This window comes from Burkholderia sp. MS455 (assembly GCF_016899445.1).
GTDB classification, from domain to species: Bacteria; Pseudomonadota; Gammaproteobacteria; order Burkholderiales; family Burkholderiaceae; genus Burkholderia; species Burkholderia pyrrocinia_C.
On the sequence record NZ_CP041779.1, the window covers coordinates 1,904,997 to 1,928,326 of the forward strand.

General features: G+C 66.3%; 17 protein-coding genes. 1 reads left to right on the forward strand and 16 read right to left on the reverse strand.

Translation table 11 applies throughout. From position 1 onward, the window contains the following. From FPJ27_RS27875 to FPJ27_RS27950, 16 genes are all read right to left on the reverse strand, one after another. A complete protein-coding gene (locus tag FPJ27_RS27875; RefSeq protein WP_204423396.1) occupies nucleotides 1-375 on the reverse strand; it encodes a DUF3564 family protein in 375 nt (124 codons plus the stop codon). A 388-nt stretch (nucleotides 376-763) separates the two neighbouring features. After that, nucleotides 764-2,683: a bifunctional aminoglycoside phosphotransferase/ATP-binding protein gene (locus tag FPJ27_RS27880; protein WP_239483326.1), complete on the reverse strand. Its 1,920-nt coding sequence runs from the start codon at nucleotides 2,681-2,683 to the stop codon at nucleotides 764-766. A 320-nt stretch (nucleotides 2,684-3,003) separates the two neighbouring features. Further along, nucleotides 3,004-6,177, reverse strand: a complete 3,174-nt coding sequence (locus FPJ27_RS27885) for a multidrug efflux RND transporter permease subunit (RefSeq protein ID WP_204426368.1) — start codon at nucleotides 6,175-6,177, stop codon at nucleotides 3,004-3,006. A gap of 112 nt (nucleotides 6,178-6,289) precedes the next feature. Then, the gene (locus FPJ27_RS27890) at nucleotides 6,290-7,924 is read right to left on the reverse strand and encodes a dipeptide ABC transporter ATP-binding protein (RefSeq protein WP_204426369.1); all 1,635 of its coding nucleotides are present in this window, start codon (nucleotides 7,922-7,924) and stop codon (nucleotides 6,290-6,292) included. Further along, a complete protein-coding gene (locus tag FPJ27_RS27895) occupies nucleotides 7,924-9,027 on the reverse strand; it encodes an ABC transporter permease (RefSeq protein WP_204423397.1) in 1,104 nt (367 codons plus the stop codon). The genes FPJ27_RS27890 and FPJ27_RS27895 overlap by 1 nt, the downstream gene beginning before the upstream one ends. Next, nucleotides 8,981-10,033, reverse strand: a complete 1,053-nt coding sequence (locus FPJ27_RS27900; RefSeq protein ID WP_175961361.1) for an ABC transporter permease subunit — start codon at nucleotides 10,031-10,033, stop codon at nucleotides 8,981-8,983. Before FPJ27_RS27900 ends, FPJ27_RS27895 begins: the two co-directional genes overlap by 47 nt. A gap of 12 nt (nucleotides 10,034-10,045) precedes the next feature. Continuing rightward, nucleotides 10,046-11,950: an extracellular solute-binding protein gene (locus tag FPJ27_RS27905; protein WP_204423398.1), complete on the reverse strand. Its 1,905-nt coding sequence runs from the start codon at nucleotides 11,948-11,950 to the stop codon at nucleotides 10,046-10,048. Nucleotides 11,951-12,190: 240 nt separating this feature from the next. Continuing rightward, nucleotides 12,191-14,971 (reverse strand): TonB-dependent receptor, encoded by a 2,781-nt coding sequence (locus tag FPJ27_RS27910; protein ID WP_204423401.1) that lies wholly within the window; start codon nucleotides 14,969-14,971, stop codon nucleotides 12,191-12,193. A 351-nt stretch (nucleotides 14,972-15,322) separates the two neighbouring features. Continuing rightward, complete coding sequence (locus tag FPJ27_RS27915; protein WP_204423403.1) at nucleotides 15,323-15,898, reverse strand: XRE family transcriptional regulator; 576 nt, start codon at nucleotides 15,896-15,898, stop codon at nucleotides 15,323-15,325. 310 nt (nucleotides 15,899-16,208) lie between these two features. After that, complete coding sequence (locus FPJ27_RS27920; protein WP_204423405.1) at nucleotides 16,209-17,399, reverse strand: tetratricopeptide repeat protein; 1,191 nt, start codon at nucleotides 17,397-17,399, stop codon at nucleotides 16,209-16,211. A 16-nt stretch (nucleotides 17,400-17,415) separates the two neighbouring features. After that, a complete protein-coding gene (locus FPJ27_RS27925) occupies nucleotides 17,416-17,847 on the reverse strand; it encodes a biopolymer transporter ExbD (RefSeq protein WP_072441201.1) in 432 nt (143 codons plus the stop codon). A 174-nt stretch (nucleotides 17,848-18,021) separates the two neighbouring features. Further along, nucleotides 18,022-18,444 carry a biopolymer transporter ExbD gene (locus tag FPJ27_RS27930; RefSeq protein ID WP_204423406.1) on the reverse strand — a complete coding sequence of 141 codons (423 nt, stop codon included), beginning with the start codon at nucleotides 18,442-18,444 and terminating at the stop codon, nucleotides 18,022-18,024. A gap of 20 nt (nucleotides 18,445-18,464) precedes the next feature. After that, a complete protein-coding gene (locus FPJ27_RS27935; RefSeq protein ID WP_204423407.1) occupies nucleotides 18,465-19,373 on the reverse strand; it encodes a MotA/TolQ/ExbB proton channel family protein in 909 nt (302 codons plus the stop codon). Nucleotides 19,374-19,459: 86 nt separating this feature from the next. Next, on the reverse strand, nucleotides 19,460-20,161 hold the full coding sequence (locus tag FPJ27_RS27940) for an energy transducer TonB (RefSeq protein ID WP_204423408.1): 702 nt from the start codon (nucleotides 20,159-20,161) through the stop codon (nucleotides 19,460-19,462). A gap of 853 nt (nucleotides 20,162-21,014) precedes the next feature. Beyond that, nucleotides 21,015-21,500 carry a YbaK/EbsC family protein gene (locus FPJ27_RS27945; protein WP_072441209.1) on the reverse strand — a complete coding sequence of 162 codons (486 nt, stop codon included), beginning with the start codon at nucleotides 21,498-21,500 and terminating at the stop codon, nucleotides 21,015-21,017. 101 nt (nucleotides 21,501-21,601) lie between these two features. Beyond that, a complete protein-coding gene (locus FPJ27_RS27950) occupies nucleotides 21,602-22,588 on the reverse strand; it encodes a cysteine synthase A (RefSeq protein WP_072441212.1) in 987 nt (328 codons plus the stop codon). 141 nt (nucleotides 22,589-22,729) lie between these two features. Between FPJ27_RS27950 and FPJ27_RS27955 the strand changes: the two genes are divergently transcribed. Continuing rightward, the gene (locus FPJ27_RS27955) at nucleotides 22,730-23,218 is read left to right on the forward strand and encodes an adenosine-specific kinase (RefSeq protein WP_175961351.1); all 489 of its coding nucleotides are present in this window, start codon (nucleotides 22,730-22,732) and stop codon (nucleotides 23,216-23,218) included. Nucleotides 23,219-23,330 lie beyond the last annotated feature (112 nt).

Genomic DNA, 23,330 nt, shown 5'->3' on the forward strand with positions numbered 1-23,330 from the left:
CTAGCTTTCTTCGTCGCCCGTGAAGACCTCGTGTTCCGGCATCTCCGCCGTATCGTCGACACACTGCACCCGCCATGCGCCAGGCACTGGCGCCTGCCGGGCATCGCGCAACCAGCGCGCGATGCCGGCCTGGCCTTCGAACGGCCCGCACGGTGCGTCGAGATCGAAATCGTCGAGCCAGCACAGGGCGCCGGCGTTGTCGGGGCCCGTCATCACGGTGGCGCCGCCTTCGCGGACGAGCGTCCCCCACACGGGCAGGTCCATCCCTGCATGACCTTCGCGCGACCAGCGACGCATGGCCGTGTCGATCCAGAGAATGGCATAGGCCGAAGGGGTGTCGCAGGCGAAAGTATCGAGATGCAGGGTGATTCGCACGATGGGCTCCGAATCGACGAAGGAGGGCGGCCGCCGTCACCGGCGGTCGCGGCTTTTACTGGCTCATGACCCGGCGAATCAGCGCATGCTCGGAGCACAGCGGGCCGCCGTGCTCGGCGGACAGCGGCATCGCGGTATCGCCCCGGTGCGCGCGGCCGCCCGGTCTCGGCGTGTCATTGGAGCGGTAGTCGTCGCGCGGTGTCCGGCAAGTAGTCCGACTCAGTTTATGCGCGGCCCCGAGCCGGCGATTGATGCAGGTCAAACGCCGGAACGCGCTCGCCGACCGGTTCCTGTCGAGCCGGCCCGCGGCCGGACCGGAATCGGCAGGGATCGAAAGTCAGCCGGGGTTTGGAGAACGGCCGTAGGGGTATGTCAACGGTCTTTGTGCTCACGCATAGGGCCTGAGCGATCTCGGCAATCGTCTCGCCGGCGCCGTTCCTGGAAACGAACCGACGCGCGGATGCTTCGTCGCGTCTGCGGCGGCGCGCCCCCGTTCCGCGCGCAACGCGGCCAGCAGCGGCCGCCAGTATCCCGCCGACCGGAACCGTTCGATCGGCACCTCGGTGTCGAAGGGAAGCGAGATCGCCGCTTCGTCCGGCGTCAACGGCTCGGCGTCGCGCCACTGTGCGTCCAGCACCGCGGGCCCGGCATCGGACACGTCGTTTCCGGCCAGCCAGCGCCGCTTGACGCGTTCGGCCATGCAGGTCCGGCCGGCGCGGAAATCGAGGATGAACACGGGTACGCCAAGCGCCCCGGCCAGCGCGACGAAGCGCGCACGGCGGGCGTGGGCCAGGAAGGTGGCGTCGACGATCGTCGGGTAGCCGGCCCGCAGCGTGGTCTCCGCGATCTCGCGCAGCCGATCGTATTGGGCATCGATCGCGTGCGCCGCATAGGCGCTGTCGGACAATGCGCCGCGCCCGACGGGGGCGAGCGGATGCGTGCGTTTGCGCTCGCTGTCGCTCGACACGCGAACCGCGCCGATCAGATCGGCGAGCGCGCGGCTTGCGACGGATTTGCCGGAGCCGGACGCGCCGTGGCATAGCAACAGATACGGCGGCGGCCTGTGTGCGACGCGCGCGGCGAGCGCAATGTAACGTCCGGCCGCGCGCAGGTCGTCGCTTTGCGCCGATGTGAGTCGCGGGCCGCCCGAACCGGCGCGCAGCACGGCCACCTGCGCGCGCACCAGCGCGCGATAGCCGACGTACAGCGGCAGCGCCGCGAGGCCGGCGAAATCGCCGGTCGCCTCCAGCCAGCGATTGAGCAGGCGATAGGCAAGGTCGGCGCGGCCGTGCGCATACAGATCCATCGCCAGGAATGCCAGGTCGTTGACGACGTCGATCCAGCGAAGTGCGTCGCTGAATTCGATGCAGTCGAACATCAACACGTCGGTGCCCCGGCGGACCAGATTGCCGAGGTGCAGGTCGCCATGGCAGGCGCGCACGAAGCCGCCCGCCCGGCGCGCGTCGAGATGACGGGACAGTGCCGCGCAGTTGCGTCGGTAGCAGTCCCGCAGCGTGGCCGGCAGGGCCATGGGCCCGACCGCGAGCGAGGCGAGCACGGCATCGAGTTGCGCGTGCAGCAAGGCCGCGCTGCCGAACGCGGCGGACGGTACGTCCTTGCTGGCGCGCGCATGAAAGCTCGCGAGCCGGGCCGCGACGCGGTCGATATCCGCGTTCGTGAGCGCTCCCGCCGCAAGCAGGCGGGAAAACAGCGCTGCCTGGTCGAAACGGCGCATCTTCACCAGATAGTCGATGGCCGCCACCGCACGCGTATCGCAGCCGGCAAGCCGGCAACCGCGTCGCGTGCGTTCGAGCGGCATGACGGCCAGATAGAGCTCGCGCGCCAGCGGCCGGTTCAGGACCAGCTCGGCGGCGCAGCTGCGGCGCCGGGCGGAGAGGGGTCTGAAGTCGGCAAAGCCCAGGTCGAGCGGCTTGAGCCGCTTGTACGCGAAACGCCCGGCCAGGTAGATCACCGAGAGATGCGTCTCGATTCGTTCGATCCGGCCGGCAGGGTGCGGGTAGGAGGACGCGCGCCGCAGCGCCGTGTCGAGCCGCCGCGCGTGACGGCGGGCGGCCCGCAACCGGTTCTGCTTTCGCGCCGGGCCCAAACGCCGGGGGATCACGGCAAGCGACATGATTTCCCTGGGATTCGACAATGAATCGCGCATGGCGGGCGTCCGGCCGCCGGATGCGGCTGGCGCCACCGATGCGATGCCGCCGCCTATCAGATAGAACCGACCATTGTCCCGATCGATGCCCGCCGCGCGTCGACGAGCGGCTCGATCCGAATCCCGTGTGCGGCGTTGCATGGAAAAGCCCCTGTTCAGATTGAATGAAACCGCTGTCGACGTCCACGGACGCGCCGAATCGCGCTGCCGCAATTCGCGAGCGCCCGCACCACGATATCCGCGTTCCGGACACGGCGATTGAGATGCGTCAACCGATCCGGCTGGTTGCATGGTCGGCTCCGCGCATGCTCAACGAGCCGTCCAGCATGCGCCTAAACCCTTGAACTACGACATTTCAACTTAGCCTCCACAATTTTCTGTGCGCTAATTATGATTATGTCAAATTAGATACTCACATCCGAAAACCCCTGATCCCACCGCCAACAACCCGCCCGCGGCCCTCAATCCACCTCCAGATCCCCAACCGTTTCCGCCCGCCGCGCGTCGCGCCTCGTCATCGCAGCGTGCCGTCCACGCCGGCCGACGGACACCACCACGCGAAACGCCACCGGCGCGAACACGAGCCCGAACATCGTCGCCGCAAGCACGCCCCCGAACGCGCCCGTGCCGATCGAGCGCCGGCTTTCCGCACCGGCGCCCGTCGCCAGCACGAGCGGCACGACCCCGAGCAAAAACGCCATCGATGTCATTACGATCGGCCGGAATCGCGCGGCGGCCGCGTCGATCACCGCTTGCCGCAGCGGCACACCGCGCCCGGCGAGATCGCGCGCGTACTGCACGATCAGGATCGCGTTCTTCGCCGCCAGCCCGACCACGGTGATCATCCCGACCTTGAAGTACACGTCGTTCGGCATCCCGCGCGCGAGCGCCGCCGCGATCGCGCCGACCATGCCGAGCGGCACGATCGTCAGCACGGACAGCGGAATCGACCAGCTCTCGTACAACGCGGCAAGCGCCATGAAAACCGCCAGCACGGACAGCCCGACGAGCAACGGCGTTTGCCGCGCGGCAACCTGCTCCTCGCGCGCCGCATCGACCCAGTCGAAGCCGATCCCGGCCGGCAGCGTGCCCGCCAGCCGCTCCATCTCCGCCATCGCCGCGCCCGAACTCGTGCCGGTCGCCGCCCGGCCGCTGATATCGAGCGACGGATAGCCGTTGTAACGATTCAGCATCGCCGGCCCGATCGTCCAGTGCGGCGCGGCGATGGCCGATAGCGGAACCATGTCCCCGGTGCGGTTCGGCACCGTCAGCGCCATCAGTTGTGCATCGGTCGCGCGTGCGACCGGGTCGGCCTCGACGATCACCCGCCGCATCCGCCCCGACGCCGGAAAATCGTTGACGTAGTTCGAGCCGAACGTACCGCCCAGGAGGCCCGCGATCCGCTCGAACGGTACGCCGAGCGCATACGCCTTCGCGCGATCGACATCGAGTTCGATACGCGGCGCGTCCGGCAGGTCTTCGAAATGCACGGCGGCCAGCAACGGATCTGCCTTCGCGCGTTCGGACAGCTGCTCGCGAGCCGCCTTCAACGCGTCGAGCCCGACGCCGCCCCGATCCTCGAGCCGGAACGTGAATCCGTCGGAATGGCCGATGCCGCGCACCGACGGCGGCAGCGACGCCTCGACGTCGCCGTCGAGGATCGTGCCGAAACGCCCGTTGAGCCGGTCGCGCAACGCGATCGCGTCGACGTCGCGCTGCGCCCAGTCCTTCAGCTCCACGAACGCCATCCCGACGTTCTGTCCGCTGCCCGCGAAACTCCAGCCGATCACGCTCGTCACGTTCGCGATCGCCGGCTCCGCGCGCAGGATCGCCTCGACACGCTCGACGACCGCGAGCGTGCGCGCCTGCGTGGCGCCCGCCGGCAACTGGATCATCACCTGCAGTTGCCCCTGGTCCTCGGTCGGCAGGAAGCCGCCCGGCATCATCCAGTACAGCAGCCCGCATGCGACCACGAGCGCCGCGTACACTGCCACGACCATGCCGGTGCGGCGCACGGCGAACACGGCGATGCGGCGATAGCCCGTTTCGACGCGTGCGAACGCCGCACCGAACCGGTCGGCCAGACGCGCGCCGATGCCGCGTCGCCGCGCGCGGCCGGTTCCGCCCGCGTGTCGCGCGACCGGCTTCAGCAGGTTCGCGCACAGCGCGGGCGTGAGCGACAGCGCCATGAACGACGACACCAGCATCGATGCGATCATCGCCACCGCGAACTGCCGGTAGATGCCGCCGACGGTGCCCGGAAAAAACGCCATCGGCACGAATACGGCGGTCAGCACCGCGGTCACGCCGACGATCGCCCCGCCGATCCGCTTCATTGCGCGGCGCGTGGCGTCGCGCGGCGACACGCCCTCCTCCATCACCCGGTGCACGCTCTCGACGACGACGATCGCGTCGTCGACGAGGATGCCGATCGCCAGCACGAGACCGAACATCGTGAACACGTTGATCGACAGTCCGAACGCCCACATCGCGACGAACGCGCCCATCAGCGTGACGGGAATCACGACGGTCGGCACCAGCGTGTAGCGCAGGTCGCGCAGGAACAGCCACATCACGCAGAACACCAGCACGACCGCCTCGACGAGCGTCAGCACGACCTCCCGGATCGCGATCGTCACGAAATGCGCACCGTCGAACGGAATCTCGATCGCCACGCCCGGCGGCAACACCCTCGACAACTCGGCGAGCCGCGCACGGATCGCGTTCGACGTTTCGAGCGCGTTGCCGCGCGGGCCGAGCTGGATGCCGACCGTGGCCGCCGGCCGGCCGTTCAGCCGCGAATAGAACGAGTAGTCGTCGCGGCCGAGTTCGACACGCGCGACGTCGGCGACGCGCACCGCCGAACCGTCCGTCTTCGACTTCAGCACGATCCGGCCGAACTCGTCCGGCGACGCGAGCTGCCCCTTGACGACGATCGACGCGGTGAGTTGCTGGCCGCCCGGGAACGGCGCATCGCCGATCGCGCCGGCCGTCACCGTCGCATTCTGCGTGCCGATCGCCGCGATCACGTCGTCGGCGCCGACACCGTATTCGCGCAGCTTGTGCGGATCGAGCCAGACGCGCAGCGCCTCGTCGGCGTCCCACAGTTCGGCCGCGCCGACGCCCGGCGCACGCTTCAGTTCGCGCAGCACGTAGCGGTTCAGGTAATCGCCGAGTTGCGCGGAATCGCGCGTGCCGTCGGTCGACGTCAGCGTGACGAGCATCAGGAACGTGTTCGCCGCCTTGAATACGCCGATCCCTTGCTGGACGACCTGCTGCGGCAACCGTGACTCGACCTGCTTCAGCCGGTTGTTCACGTCGACGAGCGCGATGTCCGGATCGGTGCCGGGCGAAAACGTCACGTCGATCTCGAGGTTGCCGTGACCGTCGCTGCTCGTCTCGTAGTACAGAAGCCCGTCGGCGCCGTCGAGGCTTTCCTCGATGATGCTGCCGACGTCGCCGTCGACCGTCTCGGTCGACGCGCCCGGATACGCGGCCGTGATCACGACCCGCGGCGGCGCAAGGCGCGGATACTGCGCGATCGGAAGCTGCGGAATCGCGAGCACGCCCGCGACGACGATTGCGAGCGCAACGATCCACGCAAAGACGGGACGATCGATGAAGAACGACGGCATCGGCATGCGTCAGCGAACCGCCGGCGTTCCGGCGCGGGACCGCAGGACCGTATCACCGTCGGCACCACCGCACGGCGCGTGGGTGGCCTGGGCGCGCTTCGCCCGGTTCATGTCAATCATCGGTTCCCTCTTGCGGGCCGCGCACCGGAGCCAGCATCGACGACGCAAGCAGCGCGCGTGTATACGGATGGGACGGCGCATGCAGCACGTCGAGCGTATCGCCCTCCTCGACCACGCGCCCCGCCTTCATCACGACGACCCGGTGGGCCATCGCACGCATCACCGCGAGATCGTGCGTGATGAACAGGTAGCTCAATTTGTACTTCTTTTGCAGATTCGTCAGCAGATTCAGCACCTGCTTCTGGATCGACACGTCGAGCGCGCTCGTCGGTTCGTCCAGCACCAGCAATTCGGGTTCCACCGCCAGCGCACGCGCGATCGCGATCCGCTGCCGCTGGCCGCCGGAGAATTCGTGCGGATAGCGCAGCATCGACTCGGCCGCCAGGCCGACCTCCTGAAGCAGCACGGCGATTCGCGCGCGGCGCGCGTCCCCGGCCACCTGCGGCCGGTGCACGGCGAGCCCCTCGCCGACGATCTGCTCGACCGTCATCCGCGGCGACAGCGAGCCGAACGGGTCCTGGAACACGACCTGCATCCTGCCGTACAGCGCGCGCCTGCCACCCGTCGTCCGCAGCGCTTCCAGCGGCATGCCGTCGATCTCGATCGAGCCGGCCGCCGGTCGCTGCAGGCCGAGCACCGTCGCCGCAAGCGTCGATTTCCCCGAGCCCGACTCGCCGACGATCCCCACCGTTTCGCCGCGCCTCAGGTTCAGCTTCACGTCGTGCACGGCCCGGAACGTCGTCTTGCCGAGCACCGCGCGCCAGCCCTTCGCCGCGATGCGGTAATCGACGGCGAGGTCCTGCACGTCGAGGATCGTCGGTGCGCCAGCCGCGACCGGCTCGACGTCCCGCTGCGGCGCGCTGTCGAGCAGCCGGCGCGTATAGGCGTGCTGCGGCGCGACGAACAGCGCGTCGGTCGTGTTCGTCTCCACGAGCACGCCCTGCTCCATCACGGCCACGCGCTGTGCAAAGCGCCGCACGAGATTCAGGTCGTGCGTGATCAGCAGCACGGCCATCCCGCGCGCGGCCGCCTCCTGCTCCTGCAATTCGATCAGCAGATCGACGATCTGCTGGCGCACCGTCACGTCGAGCGCCGTCGTCGGCTCGTCCGCCAGCAACAGCCGCGGGCGGCACGCCAGCGCCATCGCGATCATCGCGCGCTGCCGCTGCCCGCCCGACAACTGATGCGGAAAGCTGTCGATACGCCGCTCCGGCTCCGGGATACCGGTGCGCCGCAGCAGCGCGATCCCCCGCTCGCGCGCGTCGCCCGGCCGCAGCCCCTCGTGCAGCCTCAGGCTCTCGGCGATCTGCTTGCCGATCGTATACAGCGGATTCAGCGCGGTCATCGGCTCCTGGAACACCATCGCGATGTCGGCGCCGCGAATCCCGCGCATCTGCTGTTCGGACTTCGCGAGCAGGTCCTCGCCGTCGAACAGCATCCGTCCCGACAGTGTCGCGTGCTGCGCGAGGCGCAGTATCGACAGCGCCGTCACGCTCTTGCCCGACCCCGATTCGCCGACGAGCGCCACGCGCTCGCCGCGCCCGATCGACAGGCTCAGGTCCTGCACGGCCGCCTTCGCGCCGAAGCGTGCCGAAAACCCGTCGATCTGCAGCAACGCGTTCGCCATCATCGCCCCCCGCCGAACGCCGAGCCGCGCGAGCGCGTATCGAGCGCGTTGCGCAGTGCGTCGCCCATGAACGTGAGCAGCAGCAGCGTGACGACCAGCGCCGCGAACGCGGAGATCGAGATCCACCACGCGTCGAGGTAGTTCTTGCCTTCCTGCAGCAGCTCGCCGAGGCTCGGCGTCGGCGGCTGCACGCCGAGGCCGAGGAAGTCGAGGCTCGTCAGCGACAGGATCGCCGCGCTCATCCGGAAAGGCAGGAACGTGATCACCGGCGTCAGGCTGTTCGGCAGCACGTGCCGCCACATGATCTGCCAGTTCGATAGCCCCATCGTGCGCGCGGCCTTCACGTAGTCGAGCGCGCGGTTGCGCAGGAACTCCGCGCGCACGTAATCGGACAGCACGAGCCAGCCGAACATCGACAGCAGGATGAACAGCAGCCACAGCGACGGCGTGAAGATCGACGCGAAGATGATCAGCAGGTACAGGTCCGGCAACGCGCTCCAGATCTCGATCAGGCGCTGCCCGACCAGGTCGGTGCGGCCGCCGTAGAAGCCCTGCAGCGCGCCCGTCAGCACGCCGACCAGCACCCCCGACACGGTCAGCGCGAACGCCATCAGCACCGACAGCCGGAACCCGTACAGCAGCCGCGCGAGCACGTCGCGCCCGAACTGGTCGGTGCCGAGCCAGTTGCTCGCCGACGGCGGCGCCGGATACGGCTGCGATGCGAAGTAGTCGATCGTGTCGTAGCGGTAGCGGTTCGGCGGATAGACCGCGAAATTGCCGTACGACTCGAGCTTCGCGCGCATGTAGGGATCGAGATAGTTCGTCTTCGCGGGAAAGTCGCCGCCGAACGCGGTCTCCGGATAGTCCTTCACGATCGGAAAGTAATAGTGCCCGTCGTAGCGCACGAGCAGCGGCCGGTCGTTCGACAGGCCGTCGGCACACAGGCTGAGCACGAACAGCGCCGCGAAGATCACGAGGCTTGCATAGCCGAGCGGCTGCGCGCGAAAGCGCTGCCACGTGCGCCGCCACGGCGACGGCGACGGCGCGCACGCGGGATCAGTGGTCCAGGCGGCTGAACTGGATACGGGGGTCGACGACGACATAGCAGATATCCGCGATGAGCTTGGTCAGCAGACCGATCAGGGTGAACAGGAACAGCGAGCCGAGCACGACGGGATAGTCGCGGCGGATCACCGAGTCGTACGACAGTTGCCCCATCCCGTCGAGCGAGAACAGCGTCTCGATCAGCAGGTTGCCGTTCAGGAACGCGCCGACGAATGCCGCCGGCAGCCCGGTGAGCAGCGGAATTGCCGCATTGCGCAGCACGTGCTTCCACAGCACGTCGCGCTCCGGCGCTCCCTTCGCGCGCGCGGTCAGCACGTACTGCCGGCCGATTTCCTCGAGGAACGTGTTCTTCGTCAGGATCGTGACGATCGCGAAATTGCCGATCACCGCCGCGGTCACCGGCATCGCGATGTGCCACAGATAGTCGAGCGTCCTGCCGATCAGCGTCAGGTCGTCGAAGTTGTCCGACGTGAGCCCGCGCATCGGAAACACCTGCCAGAACGTGCCGCCGCCGAACAGCATCAGCAGCAGCACGCCGAGCACGAAACCCGGCACCGCGTAGCCGGTCAGCACCAGCACGCTCGTCACGGTGTCGAACCGCGAGCCGTTGCGCACCGCCTTCGCGATGCCGAGCGGTACCGACACGAGATAGGTGAGGATCACCGTCCACAGCCCGAGCGTGATCGACACCGGCAGCTTCGACCGGATCACCGCCCACACGCTGCGGTGCGCGAAGTAGGACTGGCCGAGGTCGAACGTCGCATAGCTTTTCAGCATCAGCAGATAGCGCTCGAGCGGCGGTTTGTCGAAGCCGAACTGCTTGCGGATCTGCTCGATCTGCTGCGGATCGACGCCCTGGCTGCCGTGGTAGCCGCCCCCGCCTCCGCCCGCCTCGCCCCCGTGCGCGCTGCCGTGGCGCAGCTGCGCGAGCACCTGCTCCACCGGGCCGCCCGGCACGAACTGCGTGACCGCGAACGTGATCGTCACCACCCCGATCAGCGTCGGGATCATCAGCAGCAGCCGCCTGAATATGTATGTCAGCATCGTCGCTCCCCGTCAGGCCGTCGGAGCGGGTCGTGCCGCCGGCTTCTTCACGTACCAGTAGTCGATGATCCAGTCCTCGTACTGATAGGAGTCCGGCACGATCGCCGGGTGGCCGAGCGTCGCCTTGTACGCGATCCGCGCGTTCGGCAGGTAGTACTGCGGAATCAGCGCGTACAGGTTGATCAGCACGCGGTCGAGCGCGTGCGTGGCCGTTTCGAGATCGTCGAGCGTGTCGGCCGCGAGCGCCGCCCGGATCAGCGCATCGACGGCCTTCGACTTCACGCCCGGATAGTTCTCGGAGCCCGGCTGCGACGCGGCCGCGCTGCCGAAACGGCGCGTCAGCTCCGCGCCCGGGATCGTCACGGGCAAGTAGATGTACGTCGTCATGTCGTACTCGAAATTGTCGAGCCGCTTCTGGTAGAGCGCGCTGTCGATCTCGTGCAGGTACGCATGGATGCCGAGCGTCGCGAGCGCCTGCGTGTACGGCAGGATCAGGCGGTCCATGCCGGGCTGGTCGTCGATGATCTCGATCGTCATCGGCGTGCCGTTCGCGTCGCGCAACGCGCCGTCGCGGTAGTGCCAGCCGGCCTGCGCGAGCAGATCGCGCGCTTCCTTCAGGTTCGCGCGCAGAGAGCCGGGCGGCAGCGTCGACGGCTGGCCGACCATCGGCCCGAACACCGCCGGCGGCAGCGTCGACCGGAAGGGTTCGAGCAGCGCGAGCTCCCTGGCGCTCGGCACGCCGGACGCCGCGAACGGGCTCGCCTCCCAGAAGCTGCTGGTGCGGCGATACTGCCCGTAGAACATCATCCGGCTCATCCAGTCGAAGTCGAACGCCAGCGCGAGCGCATGCCGTACACGCACGTCCTGGAACATCGGCTTGCGCATGTTCATCAGGAAACCCTGCATCTGCGCGGGGCCGTCCGGGAATTCCCCCTTCTTCAGCATGCCGTTGCGGAAATTCTTGCCGACGTACTTGCGCGCCCACTGTGTCGAGCTGTATTCCATCCGCGCATCGACATCGCCGGCCTTGAACGCCTCGAGCGACGTGTACTGGTCCAGGTACAGCTTGAACGACACGTGGGCGAAACGAAACATCCCGCGCCGCGACGGCAGGTTCGCGGCCCAGTAGTGCGGGTTGCGCACGTAGCGGATCTGCTTGTCGTTCTTGCGCTGCTCGATCAGGTACGCGCCGCTCGCGATCGGCGGCACGGTCGCGAGCTGGTCGAACGGCGGCCGCGTGCCGTCCGCGCGTTGCCCCCATTTCGGCGAGAACACCGGCAAGTCGCCCGCGATCAGCGCCGCGTCGCGCTCCGCGTGCCTGAATTCGAAGCGGATCGCATGGCTGTCGACCACCACCGCGCGCTTGATGATCGAGAACTGCGCGTTGTAGATCGGCGACGCCTGCGGGCTCGTCAGCGTGTCGAACGAATACTTGACGTCTGCCGCGGTGATCGCGTCGCCGTTCGAGAAGCGCGAGGCCGGGTTGATGTGGAACGTTGCCGACAGCCGGTCCGGTGCGACCTCGACGTCATCGGCGATCAGCGCGTATTCGGACGCGAGTTCGTCCCAGCTGCGCTGCATCAGCGTGTCGAACATCAGGTTCTTGATGTCCGGCGCGGGCGAGCCGCGCACGAGGAACGGATTCAGCGAATCGTAGCTTTGCGCTTCGTCGTAGTTTTCGAAATTCAGCGTACCGGTGTCCGGCGCATCCGCATCCGCGTAATCGAAATGCGTGAAGTCCGGCGGATATTTCGGCTGGTCGTATTGCGAAATCGCCGACACCGCTAGCGCGGCCCGCGGCATGGCGCCGGCCGACGCGAGCAGCACCGCGCATGCGAGCAGCACGGCGCGCGTGCCGTTGCCCATCAGGTATGCATGGCGCGGCACATGTGCCCCTCGCCATTTCAACAGTGTCATGGTCAGTCTGTCCGGAAGCGTGCGGGCGCAATGCCTGCGCGCGGTCGATGCCTGTGCCGGACACGGCATGCCGCCCGCGTCCTGCTGGTAATTCGTGCTGCAAACGATCCGACAAGCTGCGCCGTCGCGGTCCCGTTCGCAGACCGTCGTGGCGCCAGGCGAAAAAAGGCCGCTCCAAAGAAAGGGGGGTGTGGACGTGGAGCGGCCGGTCTAAAGCCTGTCAGTGCATCGCGATCGCCGTCAGAACTTGTACGTCGCGCCGATCTGCGCGAAGCGGCCGATGTACGAATACACCGACGTGTCGTACCCGCTCTGGCTCAGCGTGCCGTTCGCGAAGATCGGATCGTACGGCGGCGTGCGGTTGAAGATGTTGTCGATGCCGCCGTAGATCGTCCAGTTCTTGAAGCCCGTGTACGTCAGCATCAGGTTGAACTGGCTGTACGAACCGACCTTCGGCGGCTCCGGCAGCAGGTTCTGCGCGTATGGGCCCGTGAACTGCCACGTCAGCGCCGCATCGAACTTGCGATAGTTCCAGTCCAGCGTCGTGTTGCCGCGCCAGCGCGGGAAGCTGCCGCCGAACGGCTGCGTGATCGTGAAGTTGTTGCCCGCGCCGTTCACCGGTGTGCCGCCCGGGAAGCCGATCTTGTAGCTGTTGATGTACGCCCAGTCGCCCGACAGCGTGAGCATGCCCCAGCCCTTGAGCGGCAACCCCTGGCGGAACGTGCCTTCGAAGCCGTTCGTGTCGAGGTAGCCGAGGTTCTGGTACGGAATCACCTTGTACAGCAACTGGCCGGTCGTCGGGTCGGTCACGACCTGCGACGGCTTGCCCTGGCCGATCACGTTGTCGATGCGGATCTTGTACCAGTCGAAGCCGATATCCGTGTAGCGGGCCGGCGAGACCTGGAAGCCGATGTTGAAGTTGCGCGTGCGCTCCGGCGCGAGATTCGGGTTGCCGACCGTGATCGACGTGTAGTTCTGGCCGGTGGCCGGGTCGACCTGGATGCCGAGCGTCTGCGACTTGCTGTCCTCGACGAAGGTCGGCGCACGGAACCCGCGGTTGTACGACGTATACAGCGTGAGCGCCTTGATCGGCTGGTAGCGCAACGCGAAGCGCGGCGAGAACGCACCGCCCACGTCCGTGTAGTGGTCGTAGCGGCCTGCCTGGCTGAACGTCAGGTTCTCCAGGATCGGCACGTTGATCTGGTAATAGACGGCCGCGACGTTGCGCGCGCCGTTCACTGTCTGCAGATCGGGCGAGATCACCGCGCCGCTCAGGTATTCGGAGCCCGGTGTCAGCGTTTCGCTCTGGTGCGTGAACTGCGCGCCGAAGCCGATGCCGACGTCACCGGTCGGCAGGTGGAACAGGTTCGGCGTCGACAGCGTCGCGTCGATCGTGTCGAGCTTCGAGATGCCGAGATTGTTCGCTTCCTGGTACAGGCCGTTGAACGCGTTCGGCGTCGCCGCCGGATTCGCGAAATTCAGCGTGCCGTTCTGGTAGATGTTGTTCAACGCGTTCACGTTCAGCTGGTTCGTGAACACGTTCGATACGGTGCTCTGCGAATGGCTGACCGAGGTCGCCCAGTCCCAGTCGCCGTACGGTAGCGTAAACGAACCCTTGATACCGGCCGACGCGCGCCAGTAGTTGGCCCAGGTCTTCTGCGCGACCGTGTTCGGGAACGCGTAGGTCAACGGCGTCGCCGCGCCCGTCGTGTTGTACGGGTTGGTCACCGGTACGACCGTGTTGAACGGCGACAGCAACTGCGTCTGCGGATTCCACACCAGCGCCGGGTTCTGCGGGTTGCCGATCACGTTGTTCCACAGACCGTTGTTGGTCGTGGTGGTGTTGTAGCTCTCGAGGAAGTCCGCGAAGGCCGTTGTCGTGTCGTTGATCTTGAAGTCGCCATGCAGCTTCGCATTCAGACGTTCGGTCATCGGCAGGATCGACGTGCTTTCGGCCGTGTTGTACGAGCAGATCGTGCCCGGCAGGCCGGCCGACAGCGAGTTCGGCGCGGCCGGTCGGACCGCCCCGCCGAACGGGCAGCCGCTCAACGCCTGCGCACTGCCGTCGGGCATGTTCCAGTAGGACGGCGCGAGCAGCGAAAAGCCGCCCGGCTTGCCCGTGAAGTCCTGGTTGCGGGTCGAATCGCGATCAGCAAGGGTAAAACCGTTCGACTTGTAGTAGCTGAGCGCCGCCGTCACGTTGAAGCGGTCGGCGTTCAGGTCGCCGAAGCCGCCGAGCACGCCGAACTTCGTCGTGCCGTCGCCGTTGCCGGCGTTGATTGCGCTGCCGATGCTGCCGTCGAGCTGCAGCCCGCGGAAATTGTGTTTCGTGATGATGTTGACGACGCCGCCGATCGCGTCCGACCCGTATTGCGACACCGCGCCCGTCTTCACGATTTCGATGCGCTCGATGTCGTTGAGCGGCAGCGTGTTGAGGTCGAAGAACGAATCGACGCTGTTCGAGAAGAATGCATACGGTGCCACGCGCTGGCCGTCGATCAACACGAGCGTGTATTTCTCGGACAGGCCGCGCAGCGCGATGCCGGCCGCGCCGGCCGCGAAGTTGCCCGACTGCCCTTCGTTCCAGCTGTTCGCCGAGTTGGCCGTCGCATTGCGCAGGAAGTCGGTCACCGTCACCGCGCCGCTGGCCTGAATCTCCTTCGGCGTGATCGTCTGCACCTGCTGAAAACCGGTCTTGTCGGATTGCCGGATCAGCGAGCCCGTCACCTCGAAACGCTTGATCTGCGCGACCTTGCCCTGCCCGTTCGCGCCGGGTGTGGCAGGCGTCACCTCGGTTGCCGCACCGGACGCCGCGGCACCCGTTGCAGCGGCGGCATCCGGCGTGCTGCCCGCCTCCTGTGCGACGGTCACGGGCGCGCCGTTCGCGACCGCATCCGCGATCGCGACGGCGCCCGGCGCCGGCTGGCTCTGGGCGAACGCCGGCGGCACCAGTGCGGCCGTCAGCGCCAGTTCCGCCCAGACTATCCTCTTGATGGCCAACGCCAAAACTCTCTGCTTCATCTTGTTCCCTCTCGCTCGTAGTAAGACCCCACCTGCAGTGCGCCGGAACCTTGTGAATTCCTTGCGCGTCCTGGGCGCCGGTGTATCGGAACCCGCGATTGCCACTCTTCCGACTGCCATGACTCCAACGGATCGGCCTCGGGCACCCGTGCCAGTCAGCACCACCGTCTTTTATGATTTTTATTCGTCATACTTATTACCTACATTGAGCGCACTTCCCTGCTACCTTCCGATTCGATGGACGACGAATCCTGCTGGCGACGAGCATGTCTCGCGCGCCGTACCGCGTGCCATCCGCTGTCGATCGGGTACTTCTCCTTCATCGCGGCGCGCAGCGCCGGCCGCCCCCGGCTAGAACAACCTCGGCGTGCCGACCCAGACGATTACCGCCTCTTCATCGGCCGTGTTGTGCCACGCATGCGGCATCGTCGATTCGTAATGCGCGGTATCGCCCTCGTTCAGCGTGAGCGTGCAATCCTCGAGGGTCAGCGCGACCTGCCCGCGCATCACATAGACGAACTCCTCGCCCGCATGCGTCGTCATCTCGGACGGCGACTGCCCTGCCGGCATCCGGACGAGAATCGCTTCGAGCTTGCGGCCATCCACCAGATTCGTCAGCCTGGCGAACTGGCTGGCCGAGTTCGCGAACTGGAAATACTGCAGCGCGTCCCTGCGGCACACCGAGCGCGCTTCCGTCGGCGTGTCGATGAAATACTGCATCGTCACGCCCAGCGCCTTCGCGATCCGGACCAGCGACGTGATCGACGGCGTTGCCCGCCCGCGCTCGACCTGCGACAGGAACGGCTTCGAAATGCCGGCGATCGTGGACGTTTCGTCGAGCGTGAGTTTCAGGCGCTGGCGCAGCGCCCGGATCTTGTTGCCGAGCGACACGGCGACGAGCACCGACTCATCAGGGGGCAAAACCATGGAAAGTCGGAGCCTCGCAGTCGAAATCGATTTGATGTCGGCGATCCTTGACCGATGCGATGACGCGATCGGCCCGGTGCGATACCCGGCTGCGCGCTGCCGCTGCGTGCAGGCGGCGCACGGCGCAGCACGGCACCGTCGCCGCACGGTCGCGCAGCCTTCGGATATTTCATTCGGTTTACTAACTAACAAGGCTGCCCCTTTTCTTCGTTTAACCTGACCGTCAGGCACTCGTGCTGCCGTACTGCCGCGGCGGCCCGCCGCTTTTCGACCGCGCCCGTGTTGCGCGCCGTCGCGCCCTTCCGTTGCGTTACCGGGACGCCACCGCCGTCCAGAGTTTTGCCAGGTCGCCGGAACCGTCGGCTCCCTTGACCGTGCGCAGCACCTGGACCGCGCGCGCCTTCTGACCGGCCACGTAGTACGCCTCGCCGAGCCGCAGCCGCGCCGCGTCGGGATGCTCGAGCCCGCCCTTCGCGATCGCCTGCTCCATCATCGGCAAGCCCTGCTGCGGGTGGCCCGCAAAGACGAGGTTCATGCCCGCGTCGATCGGCGCCGCCGGCGCGGCGGCGTCCCCGCCCGGTTGCGCGCGCTTGGCGGCGAGCGCCTGCAGCCGCTTCTCGCGGTCCGCCTGCGCGTCCTTGCCGAGTACGCCGGACGCGAACCCCTGGTCGATCACTTGCTTGCCTTCGGCGGGAGACCCTGCAACCAGCGCGAGCTGCGTCATCTCCATATACGCGTCGGCCGTCGCGAGCGACCCCGTCGCCCGGCGCAACCGGTAGATGTCGAGGTCGAGCGACGACAGATACCCGGGGTTGCCGCGAATGGCCGTGACCATTTCGTCCCAGTACGCGGGGCTTGGGTGGTAGGCCACCAGCAGCCCGAGCGCACCGCGGTATGCGCTGCCGTCCTTCACTTTCTGCGCGCACGTCGCGAGCATCTGCAACTGCCCTTCATCCGGTGCGTGTCCGCCATTCGCCTGCGCGTCCGTGCTCGCCTTCAACTGGCTCACGACCGGCGCGCAATCGCTCGACAGGTAATACGACTGCGTGAGCAGCGTGCGCATTTCCGGATCCGTCCCGCCCACCTTCAGGTAGCGCTGCGCGGTCCGGATCGCCAGCGGGTAGTTCTTCTGCTGGAAGTAGATGCCGGCGAGCGCCGCCGTCGTCCGCTGCTCGTCCTCGCCCGACAGCCGCCCCGAGTTCAGCACGGTCTCATACGCCTGCGCGGCCGTGCCGGACTCGCCGGCCGCCATCGCCGCCGCACCGCGCATCTCTTCCACCATGTACGTTTCGTACGGCGTCCGGCCGGGCACGGCGGCGGCCTGTGCGATCCTGCCGAGCGCCTCGCGATACTTGTGCGCCCGGTACAGCTCCTGCGCCGCCGCCAACGGTTTCGCCACGTCCGGCCGCAGCGCGTCCGCCGGCAGCGCCGGCCGGCCGAGCAGGCATGCCGCGCCGAGCGCGGTCACCGCCATCATCCGTTTCCATCGTCGCTGGTTCATCGGCTCGTCCGTTTCGTCATTGCATGAACTGCTCGTTGCCGATCAGACCGATCTTGGTCGCACCCACGCGTTGCGCGGATGCCAGCACGGCCGCCACGTCCTTGTATGGCACCAGCTTGTTGGGCCGCAGATGGATCTCCGCCTGCACGGGTTCCGCCGCCACCTGGGTCAGCTTCGCCTCGAGCGCCGCGCGGTCCGGCACCGGCGCGCCGTTCCACGTCGTCGTGCCGTCGAAGTCGATGTCGATCTGCACGATTTCCGGCGGTGTCGCCGGCGGCGGCGGATTGCCCACCGGCAAATCCATCTTCACCGAATGCATCTGAATCGGGATCGTGATGATCAGCATGATCAGCAATACCAGCATCACGTCGATCAGCGGCGTGGTGTTGATGTCGACCATCACGTCCGGTTCCGCATTGCCTCCGCCCGAAGGCACGTTCATTCCCATCGTCGACTCCTGTCGATCCGAGTAAGTGCTTCAGCACTTACTCTGCCCCATGCTTCGCATCTGATCCCATGCTTCGCGGTCGATCAGCGTTAGCGCTTTAGCGGTTATGTCGGCTGGAGTGGGTGCTTCGGCACTTACTCCGGCCCCATGCTTCGCAGCAATTCCCGTGCGACGCTAGCCACCGCGCGCCGGCGGCTCCGTAATGAATGACAGCTTCGCGATCCCCGCACGCTCGCACATCGTGACCACCCGGCCGATGAACTCGTAGCGCGTGTTCTGGTCGCCCCGCACGTGGACGCTCGGTTGCGGCTGCTGCTGCGACACGCCCTTCAGCTTCGCGAGCAGCGTCGACGCATCCACCAGTTGCTCGCCCCAGAAGAATTCGCCATCGCGGTTCACCGCGATCTCGATGCTTTTCGGCGTCGTCTGCAGCGGCTGCACCGTCTCTTTCGGAAGCTGAAGCTGGATCGTGTGCGTCACGACCGGAATCGTGATCAGAAAGATGATCAGCAACACCAGCATCACGTCGACGAGCGGCGTCGTGTTGATGTTGGCGATCACCTCGTCGCTATCGTCCTGCCCGACGTTCATGGCCATCGCGCGTCTCCGTCAGCCGATCAGTTCGCGAGCGATGCCGCCGGCGCCGACGCGCGCACCGGGCGCCGGTTGCCGGCCAGCAGCACCGTGTGCAGTTGCGCGCCGAAGTTGCGGACGCGTTCCATCACGGACTTGTTGCGCCGGACCAGGAAGTTGTAGCCGAGCACCGCCGGCACCGCGACGGCAAGGCCGATTGCGGTCATGATGAGCGCCTCGCCCACCGGGCCCGCGACCTTGTCGATCGACGCCTGGCCCGCGATGCCGATCGCCGTCAGCGCGTGATAAATCCCCCAGACCGTGCCGAACAGCCCCACGAACGGGGCCGTCGAGCCTACCGTGGCCAGAAAAGCGAGCCCGTCCTGCATCCGGTTCGACACGTTCGTGATCGAGCGCTCGACCGATACGTCGATCCACGTGTTGCGGTCCACCGCTTCCAGCAGTGCGTCTTCGTGATGCTCGCCGGCCTCGATCGCCGTTTCGGCGATGAAGCGGAACGGCGACGCCTCGTCGAGCAGCCTGGCGCCCTCCGCCAGCGACGGCGCGGTCCAGAGCTGGGCGTCCGCCAGCTTCGCGCGACGATTCGCGCGCAACTGTTCCAGGAACTTGGTGATCATGATGTACCAGCTTCCCATCGACATGATCACCAGCAGGATCAGCACGAAACGCGCGACGAAGTCGCCGTTCTTCCATAGCGCGCCGAGGCCGTACGGATTCTCGACCGCTTCCGTCGTGGCCGGCGCGGGCGGCGGCGCCGGCTCGGCGGCGGCCGGTGCCGGCGCCGGCGTGACCGACGGCGCCGCGGCCTGCGCCGACGTGCCGGCCGCCCCGCTTGCCTGCGCATGAGCGAGCTGCGGCGCAACGAACCCGTCGACTGCCGCGACGGACATCAACATGCTTGCCGCCAGCGCGGCCAGTGAACGCTTCGTCATACCCCACTCCAGTTCTTTCGGTGAACTGAATACTTCAGTTCGATATGGTTTTCCCCGACCCGGCGCGTGCCGGGCCGCCCACTGCATCAATTCAGATTGAACGAGAACGGCACCTGGACCCGTACCGGCTGGCCCTGCGCGACGCACTTGAACCGTTTCACGGTGTTGTAGGCGGCGCGATCGAGGATCGGATCGGCGGACTGCGCCACGCGCTCGTTCGTGATGTTCCCTTCCGCATCCACGACGAATTCGATCGTCACGTCGCCCGTGATGTTGTTTTCCTGCGCTTCCTTCGGGTACTGGATCGCTGCGCGCAGCGTGTCGGAATTCGGGCAGACGACGCCTACGTCATGGCTGACCGGCTTGGCCGGCGCCGGAGCGGGCGCCACGACCGGCGCCTGCACGGCCGGCGCGGAAGGAACCGGGGCCGACTGGTGCGTGATCGTCGCCTGCGGCGGCGCCTGCACCGGCACTTCCGGCGGCGGGACGAACGGCGGTGGCGGCGGCGCGAATTTCGGCGGCGGGAGCTTGACGACGGGTATCGGCAGCGGCGGCGGCGGCTTGACCGGCTCGATGATGCGGGTTTCGATCGGATGCTGGATCACCTGCACGACTTTCGTCGCGAGGCCGTTGAGCAATGCGTAGATCAGCACTGCATGCAGTACCAGGACGATTCCGATGCCGCCGAACCGACGCACCGGATTCTGCTGTTTCTTGCCGAACTCTCGCGGACGCCCCAGCGTAGCCAGTCCGCTGTTCGAAGTAGTCAAACCTTCTTCGACTTTCATGCCCACCATGCATCCCCCAAGCGATTCGCCCAGTTTCGGATTGCTGCCGGAGATGGAGCCAGGTCGGCATCGCCACCGCATCAACCCGAACATTTCATTTCAAATTCAATTTGCAATCCGAATTGAAAGGATCACATTCGAATTCCAATTCATTCTTTTTCAAGGAATCGTTCCGGCCGGCGCGGCCCGGTGTCACGCCGGAAATCCACGCGCCTGCACGGTCAGGCAATTGTCAGCTGTGCTGGCGCGACTTCGTGTTTCGTATGACGATTCACCGTTCGTTACGCGATGATGTCAATGGCGCCGTTCACTTGGGAGCAGAAGATAGCAAGGAAAAAATTTTGCCGTCAAACTTTATTTGATGCCCGAATACAAAGTTTGGAGGATTTATTCAAGTAATATTTTGGTAAGCATAAATCCATCTTTTATTATTGAAACGGTAATTGATTTGTATGGGTATATTCGAAATCGAATGTTGAATCATTTCGACATAAATATCCGCATATTTCTCACGCCGCACCAAAATGGTTCACCCCTGAAGCGACTGCAAGGCTTATCCCTTCATGTCGCCAATGCCGACATCGGTCGTCCAGTGCCGGCGCTCCCCCGCCTCTAGTCGCCGACACCGCTCCCGGGACACATCGAGAGCACGAATGGCCCGCGTCACAATTGATCTGCAATCCGATACAAAAATAAGAAGTACCTTCACCACGTGAAAGCCCTCCAAACCATTTCGGATATCGAATTAACTGTTAAGGATGACACGCGAAGTCCCGGCGCACGAACACGTCGCCCACACTTCGGCACGCACACGTGCGCACCAGCCCCGCGCGTCACCGCACGCGCCGCGCAATCACGACTGCATACCTTGCATCTTGTGCGAAAAATGCGCGCGCTCGGCCGTCTCCATCAGCGCCAGGAACTCGTCCTGGGTCATGTGGATCAGCGCTTCGTGGTCGCCGGCCTCGAAATAAACATCCGGCTGCTGCGCGAGGCGTTCCTCGAGGAACGTTTTCATCCCGTACGCCATGCAGACCGGCGGCAGCGCGCCCATGTCGCAATCCTTGAACAGTTCGCGCAACTCGACCTCCCGGGCGAGCACGAGATGGCGGCCCGTCTTCACCCAGAGATCCGACAGGCGCACGGCGTGCGTCGTCGGCAACACGGCGGCGACGTAGCCCTCGTCGTCCTCGAGGAGCACGGTTTTCGCGAGGCGATCGCCGGGAATATGCGCGGCGGCGGCCGTCTCCATGCTCGTATGGCTATAGGGGTGGTACACGACTTCGTACCGCGATGACTTCTGGCGCAGGCAATCCTGCAGGGTGGCAGATACAGGCATGGCACACCTCGTCTGGGCGAATCGGGCGAACGGAGTTCGCTCCGGATTTGTTCAGCATAGGTCGCATTTAGGCCGATGGAAATCGCCGCTTCGCCCCTTCTTCATTCAGGCTCCCCCTCCGGTTCCAACCCCTTTTCGCGCAGCCATTCGCGGTTGAAAAGCCGCGCGCGATAGATGTCGCCGCGATCGCACAGCAAGGTCACGATCGTGTGTCCCGGGCCCATCCGGCGCGCTAGCCAGACCGCCGCCGCGACGTTGATGCCGCTCGATCCGCCAACGTACAGCCCTTCCTCGCGCAGCAGCCGGTAGACCATCTTCACGCACTGCGTATCGTCGATCCGCACCGCGTCATCGATCGGCGCGCCGGCGAGATTCGCGGTGACGCGCGTCGAGCCGATGCCTTCGGTGATCGAGTTGCCTTCGGCGCCGAGATCGCCCGTTTTTACGTAACCATAGAGCCCGCTGCCGTGGGGATCGGCCAGCACGATCCGGACCTCCGGATTCTGCTCCTTCAGGTAGCGGCTCACGCCCGCCAGCGTGCCGCCCGTGCCGGTCGCGCAGACGAATGCATCGACCGTGCCAGCCGTGTCGCGCCAGATTTCCGGCCCGGTCGTCTCGTAGTGCGCCTGCCGGTTGACCACGTTGTCGAACTGGTTGGCCCATACCGCGTTGTCGAGTTCGTCCGCGAGCCGCCCGGCAATCTTCTGATAGTTGTTCGGGTCGCGGTACGGCGCCGCCGGCACCGGGCGCACGTCGGCGCCGAGCGTGCGCAGGATCGCCATCTTGTCCGGCGATTGCGTGTCGGGAATCACGATCACGCAGCGATAGCCGCGCGCCGCGCAGATATGCGCAAGACCGATGCCCGTGTTGCCCGCCGTGCCCTCGACGACGGTGCCGCCCGGCTTCAGCGCGCCACGCTGCTCGGCGTCGCGGATGATGTAGAGCGCCGCGCGATCCTTCACCGAGCCGCCCGGATTCATGAATTCCGCCTTGCCGAGGATCTCGCAGCCCGTTTCCGCGCTGAGCTTCGCCAGCCGGATCAACGGTGTGCGACCCACACAGTCGACGAAGCCCTGTCGCACGTCCATGTCCCCCTCCTTTGCATTCGCGCTCGCGGCACCATACACAACGAAGGATAGGACGCGCCCGCCGCTTTCGGCGCCGGCCGCCGCGTACTAAGCTTGGAGAGCCCATTGCGGCGCGCGCCGCATCGCCAGACGAGGTCCGCCATGCTGCAATTGCAAACCGTCGCCGTCGACAAGCCCGAGGCCATGAATTTCATCCTCGGCCAGTCGCATTTCATCAAGTCCGTCGAGGACATCCACGAGACGCTGGTCGGCACCGTGCCCGGCATCCGTTTCGGGCTCGCGTTCTGCGAGGCATCGGGCAAGCGGCTCGTGCGCCGTTCCGGCACCGATGCGGAGCTCGTCGAACTCGCGTGCCGCAACGCCAGCGCAATCGGCGCCGGGCACGCTTTCATCGTGTTCCTCGGCGACGGTTTCTATCCGGTCAACGTGCTCAATGCGATCAAGGCCGTGCCGGAGGTCTGCCGGATCTACTGCGCGACCGCGAACCCGACCGACGTGATCGTCGCGGAAACCGCGCAAGGACGCGGGATCGTCGGCGTCGTCGACGGCTTTCCGCCGCTCGGCATCGAGAACGACGACGACGTACGCTGGCGCAAGGATCTGCTGCGCACGATCGGATACAAGGCGTAGACGCGGGCCACCGACGCGGACAGTTCATGATCGCGTCGCCTCTGCCGGGGCCTTTCCTGCAGACTTTGCTGCATCAACGGCGCGTTCCCGCGCGGGATTTCAGGACGCAGGA

Excerpts from the sequence above, each read along its gene's own strand:
- FPJ27_RS27880 (WP_239483326.1), bottom strand. The coding sequence starts at position 2,683 with ATGCAACGCCGCACACGGGATTCGGATCGAGCCGCTCGTCGACGCGCG.
- FPJ27_RS27885 (WP_204426368.1), bottom strand. The coding sequence starts at position 6,177 with ATGCCGTCGTTCTTCATCGATCGTCCCGTCTTTGCGTGGATCGTTGCG.
- FPJ27_RS27890 (WP_204426369.1), bottom strand. The coding sequence starts at position 7,924 with ATGGCGAACGCGTTGCTGCAGATCGACGGGTTTTCGGCACGCTTCGGC.
- FPJ27_RS27895 (WP_204423397.1), bottom strand. The coding sequence starts at position 9,027 with ATGTCGTCGTCGACCCCCGTATCCAGTTCAGCCGCCTGGACCACTGAT.
- FPJ27_RS27900 (WP_175961361.1), bottom strand. The coding sequence starts at position 10,033 with ATGCTGACATACATATTCAGGCGGCTGCTGCTGATGATCCCGACGCTG.
- FPJ27_RS27905 (WP_204423398.1), bottom strand. The coding sequence starts at position 11,950 with ATGACACTGTTGAAATGGCGAGGGGCACATGTGCCGCGCCATGCATAC.
- FPJ27_RS27910 (WP_204423401.1), bottom strand. The coding sequence starts at position 14,971 with ATGAAGCAGAGAGTTTTGGCGTTGGCCATCAAGAGGATAGTCTGGGCG.
- FPJ27_RS27915 (WP_204423403.1), bottom strand. The coding sequence starts at position 15,898 with ATGGTTTTGCCCCCTGATGAGTCGGTGCTCGTCGCCGTGTCGCTCGGC.
- FPJ27_RS27920 (WP_204423405.1), bottom strand. The coding sequence starts at position 17,399 with ATGAACCAGCGACGATGGAAACGGATGATGGCGGTGACCGCGCTCGGC.
- FPJ27_RS27925 (WP_072441201.1), bottom strand. The coding sequence starts at position 17,847 with ATGGGAATGAACGTGCCTTCGGGCGGAGGCAATGCGGAACCGGACGTG.
- FPJ27_RS27930 (WP_204423406.1), bottom strand. The coding sequence starts at position 18,444 with ATGGCCATGAACGTCGGGCAGGACGATAGCGACGAGGTGATCGCCAAC.
- FPJ27_RS27935 (WP_204423407.1), bottom strand. The coding sequence starts at position 19,373 with ATGACGAAGCGTTCACTGGCCGCGCTGGCGGCAAGCATGTTGATGTCC.
- FPJ27_RS27940 (WP_204423408.1), bottom strand. The coding sequence starts at position 20,161 with ATGAAAGTCGAAGAAGGTTTGACTACTTCGAACAGCGGACTGGCTACG.
- FPJ27_RS27945 (WP_072441209.1), bottom strand. The coding sequence starts at position 21,500 with ATGCCTGTATCTGCCACCCTGCAGGATTGCCTGCGCCAGAAGTCATCG.
- FPJ27_RS27950 (WP_072441212.1), bottom strand. The coding sequence starts at position 22,588 with ATGGACGTGCGACAGGGCTTCGTCGACTGTGTGGGTCGCACACCGTTG.
- FPJ27_RS27955 (WP_175961351.1), top strand. The coding sequence starts at position 22,730 with ATGCTGCAATTGCAAACCGTCGCCGTCGACAAGCCCGAGGCCATGAAT.